This window comes from Mesorhizobium sp. WSM4847 (assembly GCF_055811335.1).
Map to the genome: position 1 here is coordinate 246,888 of NZ_JBVVPY010000002.1, position 12,981 is coordinate 259,868.

The 12,981-nt window shown below is 60.4% G+C and carries 9 protein-coding genes; 4 read left to right on the forward strand and 5 right to left on the reverse strand.

The genetic code is table 11. From position 1 onward, the window contains the following. Positions 1–23: 23 nt before the first annotated feature. From AC0L28_RS03945 to melA, 5 genes are all read right to left on the reverse strand, one after another. Positions 24–1,694 carry an ABC transporter ATP-binding protein gene (locus AC0L28_RS03945; RefSeq protein WP_287227688.1) on the reverse strand — a complete coding sequence of 557 codons (1,671 nt, stop codon included), beginning with the start codon at positions 1,692–1,694 and terminating at the stop codon, positions 24–26. A 13-nt stretch (positions 1,695–1,707) separates the two neighbouring features. Beyond that, positions 1,708–2,835, reverse strand: coding sequence for an ABC transporter permease (locus AC0L28_RS03950; RefSeq protein ID WP_128173700.1), 1,128 nt, complete (start codon positions 2,833–2,835; stop codon positions 1,708–1,710). Then, on the reverse strand, positions 2,832–3,845 hold the full coding sequence (locus AC0L28_RS03955; protein WP_128173701.1) for an ABC transporter permease: 1,014 nt from the start codon (positions 3,843–3,845) through the stop codon (positions 2,832–2,834). The genes AC0L28_RS03950 and AC0L28_RS03955 overlap by 4 nt, the downstream gene beginning before the upstream one ends. 123 nt (positions 3,846–3,968) lie before the next feature. Further along, on the reverse strand, positions 3,969–6,053 hold the full coding sequence (locus AC0L28_RS03960; protein WP_128173702.1) for an ABC transporter substrate-binding protein: 2,085 nt from the start codon (positions 6,051–6,053) through the stop codon (positions 3,969–3,971). A 205-nt stretch (positions 6,054–6,258) separates the two neighbouring features. Further along, positions 6,259–7,725, reverse strand: a complete 1,467-nt coding sequence (gene melA / locus AC0L28_RS03965) for an alpha-galactosidase (protein WP_473475650.1) — start codon at positions 7,723–7,725, stop codon at positions 6,259–6,261. Between the two features lie 230 nt (positions 7,726–7,955). On the opposite strand from melA, the gene AC0L28_RS03970 reads away from it, so the two are divergent. The 4 genes from AC0L28_RS03970 to AC0L28_RS03985 all read left to right on the forward strand — a co-directional run bounded on the left by AC0L28_RS03970 (position 7,956) and on the right by AC0L28_RS03985 (position 12,935). Then, the gene (locus AC0L28_RS03970; protein ID WP_473475843.1) at positions 7,956–8,822 is read left to right on the forward strand and encodes an AraC family ligand binding domain-containing protein; all 867 of its coding nucleotides are present in this window, start codon (positions 7,956–7,958) and stop codon (positions 8,820–8,822) included. A gap of 465 nt (positions 8,823–9,287) precedes the next feature. After that, positions 9,288–10,502 (forward strand): glycosyltransferase family protein, encoded by a 1,215-nt coding sequence (locus AC0L28_RS03975; RefSeq protein WP_023797956.1) that lies wholly within the window; start codon positions 9,288–9,290, stop codon positions 10,500–10,502. 1 nt (position 10,503) lies between these two features. Further along, positions 10,504–11,748, forward strand: a complete 1,245-nt coding sequence (locus tag AC0L28_RS03980; protein ID WP_023797957.1) for a glycosyltransferase — start codon at positions 10,504–10,506, stop codon at positions 11,746–11,748. After that, on the forward strand, positions 11,745–12,935 hold the full coding sequence (locus AC0L28_RS03985; RefSeq protein WP_473475653.1) for a glycosyltransferase family protein: 1,191 nt from the start codon (positions 11,745–11,747) through the stop codon (positions 12,933–12,935). The genes AC0L28_RS03980 and AC0L28_RS03985 overlap by 4 nt, the downstream gene beginning before the upstream one ends. Positions 12,936–12,981: the final 46 nt, after the last annotated feature.

Consider the following 12,981-nt stretch of genomic DNA (forward strand, 5'->3'; position numbering starts at 1 on the left):
GAATTGCGCCTCTTGTCTGCGATTTACGCGGCTACCTCGAACGCGGCCCTGACGAGCCGTTCAGTGTAGGCGGTCCTCGGATGGGAAAGAACCTCGTCGACGGGTCCCTCCTCGACGATTTTACCGTGCTGCATCACCACGACCCGATGACAGAGCGCGCGTACGACCTTGAGATCGTGGGAAATGAAGAGGTAGCTCAGTCCGCGCTCGTCCTGCAGCTTGCGCAGGAGGTCGATGATCTGGGCTTGAACGGAGAGATCGAGCGCCGATGTCGGCTCGTCGAGCAGGATGAATTCCGGCTCGAGTGCGATTGCCCGCGCAATAGCGATGCGCTGGCGCTGGCCACCGGAAAACTCGTGCGGAAAGCGCGACAGGATGTTGTGCGGAAGCCCGGCGCTGACAAGCGCCTGCTCCACGCGCTGCAACCGATCACTTTTGTCGTCGCCGAGCCGATTGACGATCAGCCCCTCCTCGATGATCTGGCCGACCGACATGCGCGGATTGAGCGAGGAGAACGGATCCTGAAAGACGACCTGCATGCGCGATCTGAGCGGCCGCATCTGGTCACGTGTCCTTGCGTGGATCGGTTCGCCGTCGAAGAAGATTTCGCCGCCGTCGGCCGTCAGAAGCTTCACCAGCGCCTGCCCGAACGTCGTCTTGCCGGACCCGGATTCGCCGACCAGCCCCAGCGTTTCGTACCGGTGAAGCTTTAGGCTGAGGCTGTCGACGGCGACGAGTTCCTTGAGCCGCGGCTTGAAGAACCCACCATGCTTCAGCATGAACGACACCCGCACATTGCTGCCCTCGAGAATGACGGCTGAGTCCACCGGCGTCGGATTGGCCATGCCCTTTGGTTCGGACGCCAGAAGATGGCGTGTATAGGGATGCTGCGGGTTCTTGAAGAGCGCTTCAGTGGTGTTGTGCTCCTTCACCTCGCCCTGGCTCATGACATAGACGTAGTCGGAAAACTGGCGAACGACCGTCAGATCGTGAGTGATCAGGATTACCGCCATACCGAGCTTCTGCTGCAGATCACGGATGAGGTTGAGGATCTGCGCCTGCACGGTGACGTCGAGTGCCGTCGTGGGTTCGTCGGCGATGAGTACGTCCGGATTATTGGCGAGCGCCATGGCGATCATGACGCGCTGGCGCTGACCGCCTGAAAGCTGGTGCGGATATTGGTTGAAGCGGCTTTCCGGGTCCGGAATCTGCACCTGCCGCAACAGCTCCAGCGTACGCTCCGCTGCTTGCCTGCGGCTCATCTTCTGATGAACGCGGATCGCCTCGATGATCTGCGCGCCGACCGTGTAGACCGGATTGAGCGAACTCATCGGCTCCTGGAATATCATCGAAATGCGGTCGCCCCGCAGCGCCCGGCGCTGCCGGTCGGAGAATTTCAGCACATTTTTCCCATCATATTCGATCCGCGAGTGCACGGCCACGGCGGCGCGCTTGGTGAGCAAGCCCATGACCGTGCGCGCCGTCACCGACTTGCCGGAGCCGGATTCTCCCACCACAGCGATGGTCTCGCCGCGATAGAGCTGAAACGAGACATCCTTGACCGCGTCGACCGTCCCGCCTTCTACCTTGAAGGTCACCGCGACATTGCGGGCGTCGATGATCGGACTGCCGGTCCTCACCGCATGATCGTGACGTTCGTCCGGCGCCATCGAGGTCTTTTCCGTCAGAGCCATGGTGCCGGCCTTCTCAATAGGGATCGACGGCGTCGCGAAGACCATCGCCCAGCGCATTGAACGCAAAGACGGTGACCAGCACGAAACCCACGGGGGCAAGGATCCAGGGATAGGACCCAATGACGGAGTATGTCGCGGTATCCTGCAGCATCAGCCCCCAGGAGATCAGCGGCGGCTTCACCGCGAAACCGAGGAAGCCGAGGAAGGATTCAAGCAGCACGACATTGGGGATCGCCAGCGTGACGGCGACGATGACGTGGCTCATGACGTTGGGGAAAATATGCTGAAAGATGATCCGGCGGTCGGTTGCGCCGATCGCCATCGCCGCCCGCACATAGTCGATCCGCGCCAGCGCCAGCGTCTTGCCTCGAACTTCGCGCGACAGCTGTGCCCAGCCGAGCGCCGACATCACGAAGATGACGAACGCGAGGAAGACATTGGTCGGCGCCGTCACCGGAATCAGCGAGGTGAGCGCGAGATAGAGCGGCAGTTGCGGAAAGGCGAGCACCAGTTCGACGAAGCGCTGCACCCATGCGTCGAACCTTCCGCCGAAATATCCGGACACCATGCCGACCGTCGTGCCGACTACCGTGATGATGAACACCACGGTCAGGGCGATCATCAGCGAAATGCGCGAGCCGTAGATGATGCGCGACAGCACATCGCGGCCGAACTTGTCGGTGCCGAGGAAATTGACCGGGCTTCCGTCGGTGGCGCCGAAGAAATGCCGCTGCGCCGGGATCAGTCCGAATAGCCTGTAGCCGAACCCCTTGACAAAAAAGCCGAGCGTCTGCGGGTTATCGTAGTCGGGGCCGACGATCGGCTGGAACGTGACGGGGTCGAATTCATCTGTTTCACGAATCGGATAGCTGCGCGGCGGAAAGACGAAGTTCCCCTCCCGATCCGTCATGCTGATTGTCTGCGGCGGCGCGAAACCGACGCCGGTCAGTTTCGGATCGACGGGTGCGAAGAACTCCGCGAAAATCGTCATGATCATCAGGAGGCAGACAAGGATCAGCCCTATCATGCCGGTCCAGGATCGCTTCAGACGGCGCCAGACAAGCGCGGTATAGGTTTCATTGCCGTTGCCTTTGGCCGGCGGCACGGAGGCGCAGACTACGGATTGGACGTCGGCTTTCATGCGTCGGCCCCTCCCCCAAGACGAACGCGCGGGTCAAGTGCCGCGAGCAGCATGTCGGCGATGATGTTGCCGACGATCAGCGTCACCGACAGAACCAGCATGAAGGTCGCCGTGACATAGACGTCGCCGACCCACATCGAGCCGACGATGGCCGGGCCGACCGTAGGCAGGGCGAAGATGATCGCGGTCTCGATCTCGCCGGTCAGCATGTAGGGCAGCACGACGCCCTGATACATCACGAGCGGATGCAGCGCGTTCGGCACGGCGTGGCGCATGACCACCGCGCCCTCGCTCAGGCCCTTGGCCCGAGCCGTTTCGACATATTGGGCGTTCAGCGTATCGAGAAGATTGCCCCGCATGACGCGCATGTTGTAGGCGAGCCCGCCCAAAGTGGCGATCGCGATGACCGGCCAGACATGCTTGACCAGGTCGACGAACTTGCCCCACGACCAGGGCGCCCCGCCGTAGCGAGCGGAATGGAAACTGTTGATCTCAGTGACATTGAAGTGGAACACCAGGATATAGACGATAATCAGCGCCATCAGGAATCGCGGTATCGTCATGCCGAGAAACGAGATACCCGACAGCAGGCTGTCCACCCAGGAATATTGCCGGGTTGCCGCCAAAACGCCGAAGGTGATGCCGATCACCGAAGCCAGGATATGGCAGACGAGCGCCAGCGCCAGCGTACGGGGCAAACGTTCGCCGACCACATCGGCGACAGGCTTGTTGTAGAAGAGACTGTGGCCGAAATCGCCGCGGGTGACGATGCCCGTGATCCAGTTGACGTACTGGAGGGGCAAGGGCTTATCGAGGCCATGCGCGATCTTGTAGGCCTGCGCCTGGGCGTCGGCCTTTTCGAAGGATGCGCCACCCTGGTTGATCAGTTGCGAGCGCACATAGTCGCTGTAGTCGCCCGGCGGGGCCTGGATGATCGCGAACGTCACGACGCTCAGGACGAAGAGGACAGGAATCGCCGAGGCGATACGCACAAGCAGAAATCTGAACATGATCGTGTTTGCTTCTCTTGTGGCTCGTGGGCGATCTGCTCCTTCACGAGGCGCGGTATCTCCACGGTTCAATTCGCAACCTCCCCTCCGGCGGATGCTCGCCGGAGGGGAAATCGACTGCGGTCAGTTGATCGGACCGCCTTCACCGGGCTTGCCCGGAAGCTGCTCGGGGAACAGCTCGTAGTCGCCCTGCTTGTCGGCAGCGACGAAGACCCGTTCACGGATGATCGTGTCCTCCGCCCAATTGAACATGAAGATCGGCACGCCTTCCGGAATGTTAGAGAAGCGCTTGTTGATGATGAGCGCACCCGGATATTCTGTCAGGCCGATCGTATCGAGATTCGTCGTCGAGACCTTCTGGAACTGCTTCATCAGATCAGCCCGCTCGTCATTGTCGTTGCTGGAGATGAACTTGTTGACGACGTCCACGAGTTCCTGTTCGAACGGCATCAGATCGACCGTGCCGTCCGTTCCTGCCCTGTGATGCCAACTCGTGCGCGGACCGGTCGGGGCAAGCTGGGTCGTGTTCTGCACAACTGAGGTCTGTTCCTGCTCGTTGCGGCGAACAAGCCAGTCGAAGCGCCCGGCATACTGGGTTGCGTCGCGCTTCGCGCCATCGATTGTGTTGAGCACGACCTTGAGGCCAAGCTGTTCCATCTGGCCGACCAGACCTTCCGCGAGATTGCGATCGGTGCTGTAGTCGGAATTCACCAGAAGCACGATCTGTACGTCCGAGCCGCCAGCTGTACCGGCCGGAAAGTTGACGGCGCCGTTGCCGTCCGTGTCCTTCAACCCGACCTTCTCCAGCAGCGCCTTGGCGCCTTCCAGATCGAACGGGTAGTACACCGTCGAGGCGCGGTCGTAAAAGCTCGTGCCAGAGGAAATGCCGCCGGGATAGATCGCGGTGAAGGGTCCTTTGACGAGGGATTCGCCGAGTTTCTTGCGATCGATGGCCATGGTCACGGCCTTACGGAAATCGACGTTGCGGTTGAGCTCGCGTACGGCCTGCGCCCGCTCGTCCGGCTCGCCCCAGCCATTGGCTGAAAAGTTCATGCGCAGATTGTAGCCGATCAGCCGGGCGCCAAAGGCCAGCCGCGCGGGAGCCGTTTCCTGTGCGGCGCGCTTCAGCGATTCCACGAAATTTTCAGGTTGCTCCAGGTTCGAGATATCGCCGGACCCGGCGATCGCCTGCACGTCACGATCGGCCCAGGTCGAAAGCTTGTAGTGCAGTTCGTTAAGATAGGGCAGCTGATTTCCCTCTTCGTCCACCTTCCAATAGTAAGGATTGCGGCGAAGCACGATGACGTCGTCCGAACGGTATTCGATAGGCACCCAGGCGCCCATGACGGGCATATTCAAGTATTCCGGCGGAAAGCCGTTCTTGTACTCGTCGTAGGTGGTGCCCGCATATTTCGGATGCTTGGTCTTCAAAATGTGCGAGGGGCCAGGGCAGAAGGTTCCATAGGCCATCGCATAGAGATGCTGGCGCGGGAACGCGTCCTTAAAAGTCCATTCGATCGTATATTTGTCTACCGCCTTCAGGGTGGTGCCTTCTCCGAACGTTTCCGGTGTTGCACCGTTCAGCGGCGAGACGTTCGGATCGACGACATTGTCGTCCCAATAGAACATCACGTCATCGGCGTCGAAGGGATCTCCGTCGGACCACTTAGCGCCTTCGATCAACTTCATCGTCAGTGTGTGGCCGTCTTCCGACCACTCCCAGCTCCGGGCAAGATTGGGCAGCGGCTCGACGTCTTTGGCATCGACCTGGAAGAGCGGCGCGGTGCGCGTCAGGCATTCGAACATCGCAATGTCAATGCCGCCCCAGCCTTGCGTCTGCCCGGCACTGTAGTTCCAGCCTTCCGGCCGGCCGCCGATGACGTGGCGCATAGTGTCGCCATAGACGCCTATCCCGTCGGGCATGTTGCCTGTCTTGAAGACCATCGGCTCCTTCGGCAGCCGCTCGGCCAACGGAGGCAGTTTCCCGGTCTTGACGAATTTTTCGGTGACCCACTCCGGCTCGCGATATTCGGATAGCGCCTTGAATTCCAGAATTGAATCGCGCGGCACGTAATTGATCTTGCCTTGCGCCGGAAACGGCGGCTGTTCCGGCACGATCGTCGGCTCGGAGGCCACGGCCTGGATCGCGAACGCCGATACACCAAACAGGAGCGCGGCGGCGGTTTTCATGCGGCCAAAAATGTTCATTGTCCTGGTCTCTCCCTTATGCTTCGGGCCTGCCGCGATGGCCTGGCTCTCCTCCTACAAGCATTCGATCGAAGCGGTATTCCGCTTTCTCAGAAGCGGTATTCCGCTTTCTCGGATGACAGTGCCGTGCTGCCCGAGCGCATTCGCCGAGGCACGATCCTGGCCGCCCGGTTTTCCGGAACATTGGCTTATCGCAACCAATGTCTCAGCCGGCCGCGCGCAATGCGTCCTTTTCGGCCCTGATCTCTTCGATCGAGCGAACCTCGCGGCGGGCAACGCCCTTCCATTCCCGCGTTTTTACCGTCGCGCGGCTCAGCCGCTCCTTGGCGCTGTCGATCGCATGGGCGAATTGCGGCAGCCATTGCGCTTGCGCCACAACCATCTCGTCGACCATCTGCCAGACCTCTTCCGGCGTGCAGATGGCGCCAACCAGCGGATCGTGCAGCACGGCCAGTTTCAGGAGGTCGATGTCGCCGGAGATTGCCGCGTGGACGGACATGCGCTGGACATTAATCGACGAAATGCAGGTCGCGGCGCAGGCTTCCGGAAGCGTGATGCCGGCCACCATGTTGATGCCGAAGCGATCGACGAAACCAGGCGATTCGATGATTGCATCGGACGGAAGATTGGTGATGACGCCTTCGTTCTTGACGTTGAAGTGACCGCGATAGACCCGACCGGTCTCGAGCGCCTCCAATATGTGGCTGGCGTGCTCGTTCGAGCGGCGCCCGGGATCGAAGGGCTTTCCTGCATCTTCGAGGAATTGCGGGAACTCGGTTTCGAACCAGTTCCGGGTTTCGGTCGAATAGCGCAGATAACCGCCGGTTTCGCCGTGGATCCAGTCCGACATATCGATCCACTTGGCAGTCTCCTCAGGCCGTTTGCGATACCAGGGCAGATATTCCGACAGGTGGCCGTTACTTTCGGTCGAATAGACGCCGAAGCGCTTCAACACGTCGATCCTGAGTTTCTCCTGCCGCGAGAAGACCGGATGCGCCTCGAAGGCGGCGACGAGCTCATCCCTGCCGATCTTGCGGCCCTTGACGCGAACGTCGACGAACCAGGTCTGGTGGTTGATGCCGGAGCAGACATAGTCGAGCTCGCCTTCCCCGGCGCCGAGGATCTCGGCAATCTGCTCGGCCCCATGCTGGACCCCATGGCAGAGACCGACCGTATCGACCTTGCCGAATTCGATCGCCGCCCAGGTGTTCATCGCCATCGGGTTGGCATAGTTCAGGAATTTGGCGCCTGGCTCGGCCAATTCGCGAATGTCCTTGCAGAAATCCAAAATGACCGGGATGTTGCGCTGGCCGTAGAGAATGCCACCGGCGCAGATCGTATCGCCGACGCACTGGTCGACGCCGTATTTCAAGGGGATGCGGATATCGTCGGCGTAGGCGGCGAGACCTCCGACGCGCACACAGCTAATGATGTAGCGCGCGCCCTCGATCGCCTTGCGGCGGTCCGTCGTCGCGGTCACCCGTGCAGGAAGCTGACTCGACTTGACGATCCGCAGGAAAATTGACTCGATCATCTTGAGATTGTGCTCGCTGATGTCGGTCAGTGCGAACTCGATGTCGCGCAGCTCCGGCACACACAAAATGTCCGTGAACAGCTTCTTGGTGAAACCGACGCTGCCCGCGCCAATGATTGCGATCTTAAATCTGCTCATTCGAACCTTCTCCGCAAGCGGATTGGACGATAGGTAAAATCGGTTCGTAGAAATCCAGTCCAGGCGTGTTATTCGGAAGACACGCAACCAAGCGGCGTGCAACCGGGGTTTCATCCTCATCTCTTTTGTTTTTTGGTCAATATGCGTAAGATCACGCCCCTCCGGTAGGGCGTAGATGTGCTTTGTAGGGTAATTTTGTGCTGCAAAAACTCGTCGACCTTGGACCGGTGATGAAAATGATTTCCCTGCCGCGCGCTCGGCAGCGATTGCACACCATGCCGACGAGCACCGGCTACGACGTGAGAACGGATGCCGGCTATAGCTGGGATGGCCGCAGGCGCGGGCAGACGCCGTTCACAGTGATACAGCACACCATCAGCGGCACCGGAAACCTGCGTTACGGAACCAGGTCCTACCGCATCGCTCCGGGCGAGACGATGCTGTTGGTTGTTCCGCATTCGCACCGCTACTGGGTCGAAAAAGGCGGGCGCTGGGAGTTTTTCTGGATATCGATGCATGGGGCGGAAGCGTTGCGCATCCATAGAGAAGTCCTAGCAACGAAAGGACCGGTGTTCAGCCTTCGGGCAGCGACCGTCGATAATCTGGCCGACTGCGCCTACCGGCTGGTCAAAGGCGACGGCTCAACGCCGGCACGCGCCTCGGCAATTTCCTACGAGGCGGCCATGGCACTCTATGACGACGTGTTCGAAACGCACGGAAATGACGTGGCGGAGAATTCGGTAGTGCGTCAGGTGACTGACTATATCGGTGCGCATCTGCATCTGCCGTTGCCGGTCGATGAGCTGGCGCGGCTTTCCGGTCTCAGTCGCGCGCATTTCTCACGTGTGTTCGCAGCGCATGAAGGTATTCCTCCGGCTGAGTTCGTCCTCAACAGACGCCTCGACCGCGCCGCAAAGCTACTGACCATGTCCGCCGACCTTCCGGTGAAGGATATTTCCGGCATGTGCGGCTTCGAAGATCCCAACTACTTCGCCAAGGTATTCCGACGTGGCTTCGGCGTCAGTCCGACAGAATTCAGAACCACTGGCATGTATGCAAGCGCCGGTTATCAGCAGGGGCAGATTTTGGACAGATGACAAATAGCGCTGACCTGTCACCCTTTGATGGCTGCTTTTAGCGCGAGAGAGACCGTCAACCTGGTCACTCGGACATCGGCTTTCAGGAGGCGGCAAAGCTGGCCTTGTAAGCAAAAAGCGTCCCGAAAGGCGCCTCTCAATAGCTTGATTCCCTTGAGAGAACTTGGAGCGGATGAAGCGATTCGAACGCTCGACCCCAACCTTGGAAACGTCTATTTCTGCCAACGCCGCCTTATCCGAATCTTCGCTGCCAATCCGAGATGATCAAGACCAGAAATGATGCAGGTTCTTCTGGACCAGCGTGGCAGCTGAGCAGACGCAGCTTCCTGGCTTCTGCATATGGACCCTCTTGGGTAATTGATAATTGCGCCGTCATGCTCCAAAACAGGTCGGCAGACCCGCGAGGATGGTTTCGTGCGGGGTCGTCCACGGTCCTCAGGCGAGAATTCCAAAAGACGTTCAACAATGACCCAGCACGTACAAAATGCTCGAATTCTCATGTACAGCCACGACACGTTCGGGCTCGGCCACTTGCAGCGCTGCCGGACGATCGCGCATTCGCTGGTCGAGGATTTCCGCGGACTTCAGGTGCTTATCATTTCGGGTGCGACTATCGCTGGCGCCTTCGACTACCGCGCCCGTGTCGACTTCGTGAAGATCCCCAGCGTCATCAAGTTGCGCAACGGCGAATACACCTCGCTGGAAAAGGATATCGATCTGCATGAGACGCTAAGGATGCGCCAGTCGATCATCCGCCACACAGCCGAGACCTTCCGGCCGGATATCTTCATCGTCGACAAGGAACCGCTTGGCCTGCGCGGTGAGATCGAGGACACGCTGTCCTACCTTAAGACGCGGGGCACCACGCTCGTGCTCGGCCTGCGCGAGGTGATGGACGCGCCGCATCTGCTCGAAGCAGAGTGGGCACACAGGGATGTGATGCGCAAGATAGGCCTGTTCTACGACAAGGTCTGGGTCTATGGTCCGCCGGATTTCTACGATCCGCTGATCGGTTTGGACGTGCCGCCGGCTGTCAGAGCAAAGATGAAGTTCGTCGGTTTCCTGCAACGGAGCCTGCAGAAGAACGAGTTGCCCGGCCACCGGCCCGACGGCGATTATATCCTCGTTACCACCGGTGGCGGCGGTGACGGCGGCGACCTGATCCACAGTGTCATCGATGCCTATCAGCAGGATCCGCAATTGCAGCATAGGGCGCTGATCGTGCTTGGGCCTTACATGCCGGCGCGCAAGCGCAACAAGCTGCTCAAGAAGGGGGCCAAGATCCCCTATATCAAGATCATCGAGTTCGACAACCGCATGGAAGATCTCATTGCCGGCGCTAAGGCGGTCGTGGCGATGGGCGGTTACAACACCTATTGCGAGATACTGTCTTTCGACAAGCCGGCGCTGATCGTGCCGCGCGTCAAGCCCCGCGAGGAACAACTGATTCGAGCACGGCGCGCAGCCGAACTCGGCCTCATTGAGATGCTTTTGCCGGAAGAAGCCGAGGATTCCCAGCGGTTTGCCAATGCGCTGGAGGTGCTGCCGGCCCGGCCCGGCCCATCGCAGAGCCATCCGCATCTGACGCTGGAAGGGCTGCCTCACATTTCTGAAATCGTCTCGGAACTGCTCGACCGGCGGGGCGGCCATCACCTTTCGGTCATTGAAGGCATGATCTGAGTTGCAACATCGCAAGATCGTCGTGGTTCTGAAGGGCTATCCGCGGCTGTCGGAAACCTTCATCGCGCAGGAACTGCTCGGTCTGGAGCGTGCGGGGTTCGACCTGATACTCTTCGCGCTCAGGCGGCCGACCGACGCAAAACGCCACCCCGTGCATGACGAGATCAAAGCGCCCGTCCATTATCTGCCGGAATATCTGCATGAAGAGCCGCTGCGCGTGGTTCGCTCCCTGTTTGCTTATCTGCTTCGGCCGGGCTTCTGGCGCGCGCTCGGATCGCTGGCTATCGACCTCGGCCGCGACTTTACGCGTAATCGCGCGCGCCGCTTCGGGCAAGCGCTCGTGCTGGCGGCCGAATGGCCGGAAGACGCGGGCTGGCTGCACGCACATTTCGCGCATACACCGGCATCGGTGACGCGCTATGCCAGCCAGCTTCGTGGCCTGCCCTGGAGTTGCTCGGCCCATGCCAAGGACATCTGGACTTCGGCGGACTGGGATCTGGCTGGCAAGCTTTCCTCGGCCCGCTGGACGGTAACTTGCACGAAAACCGGCTTCGACCGTCTGAAAAAACTCGCTAACGGCAACGCGTCTGTGCATCTGAGCTATCATGGGCTCGACCTTGATCGCTTCGGCAGTTTCGGCGAGGCGCGAAAACAGCATGACGGCTCGGCGCCGGACCAACCGGTTATCATTCTGAGTGTGGGGCGCGCCGTTGAAAAGAAAGGTTACGATACGTTGCTGGAGGCCCTTGCCCTCTTGCCTGGTGATTTGGCGTGGCGTTTCGAGCATATCGGCGGCGGCGAGGAACTAGAACGGTTCAAGGCGCTGGCGCAAAAGCTCGGCCTGGATGGCCGCGTCTTTTGGAAAGGCGCGCTTGCGCAGGAGGAGGTGCTTGAGCACTACCGCTGCGCCGACATCTTCGCCCTGGCCTGCAGGATCACCGCAAATGGCGACCGGGACGGTCTGCCGAATGTCCTGGTGGAGGCGGCTAGCCAGCGGCTTGCCTGCGTGTCGACCGATATTTCCGGCGTGCCGGAGCTTCTATCGCCGGATGAAACCGGGCTGCTGGTTCCGACGGAAAACCCAATTGCCCTGGCGCAGGCGCTGGAGCGCCTGATCCGTGATCCCGTGCTGCGCGCCCGCCTCGGCGACGCCGCAGAGCGGCGCGTGCGCGGTAATTTCGATCATTTGGCAAGCATTGGACAGCTCAAGGAACTGTTCGAGCGGGAGTGGCGGGCCGCCGAATGAAGCGGCTGCGGGCTTTCTTCTATGTCCAGCACCTGCTCGGCATCGGCCATCTCGCGCGCGCCAGCCGCATTGCGGCGGCTCTGGTCGACGACGGGTTTGACGTAACCGTCGTGACCGGCGGAGCGCCGATCGCGGGGTTTCCGGGAGTGGGTGTGAAATCTGTAACCCTGCCACCTGTCACCTCCGGTGATGAAGGATTTTCCGGACTTGTCGACCTGCAGGGCAAACCCATCGACGATGATTTCAAGAGATGGCGTTCAGAGATGCTGCTGCAGGCGTTCCGGGATTGCAGGCCTGATATCGTCATTGTCGAGGCGTTTCCATTTGGACGCCGGCAGATGCGTTTCGAACTCCTGCCGCTGATCGAGGCCATCGACGCGACGTCGCCCAGACCGCTGCTGGCGACGTCCGTCCGTGATATCCTTCAGGAGCGCGTCAAGCCGGGCCGAAACGAGGAAACGGTCGATCTGATCAACAGGCATTTCGACCTTGTCATGGTCCACGGCGATCCGGCTTTCGCAACCATCGACAAGACATTTCCACTGGCTGGGGCGATCAAGGCCGAGGTCACCTACACAGGGCTCGTTGCCGCGCCGCCATCGCCCGCGGCCTCCGCGCGGTTCGACGTTCTGGTGTCGGTTGGCGGCGGGGCTGCCGGAAAGAGCCTTGTCAGCTCCACCATCGCAGCGGCGCGGCATGCCAACAACGCTGGGAAATGGTGTTTGATCAGCGGCCCCAACCTGCCGAAAGACGAGTTTGACGCGATCACACGCGATGCCTCGCCGGTCCTGTCCATCTTCCGGTTCCGCGAGGATTTCGCCAGCCTGCTGACCGGCGCCCGCCTGTCGGTCTCGCAGGCGGGTTACAACACGGTCTGCGATGTCCTGCGCGCGGGTTGTCGCTCTCTGCTCGTTCCATTTGCAGCCGGCGGGGAAACCGAACAGACGGTTCGCACCCTGAGGCTCGAAGAACTCGGTCTTGCAACGGTGCTGATGGAGAAGGACCTAACGCCTGAAGGTTTGGCGCAAGCGATCGAACAGGCGCTTGCGGGACCGACGCCAGCCGCGCATCGTCTCGATCTGGAGGGCGCGCATCGCTCGGCGCAAATTCTGCGCCAGCGGTATCGAACATGGTCCCTAAAAGTGGGGCCCGGTTTCGGAGAAGTTCATGATCAAAACAGACGATAGATGCTAACGCGCGTCGCGTCTGGCGAGGTTCGTGCGACGCGCTTCA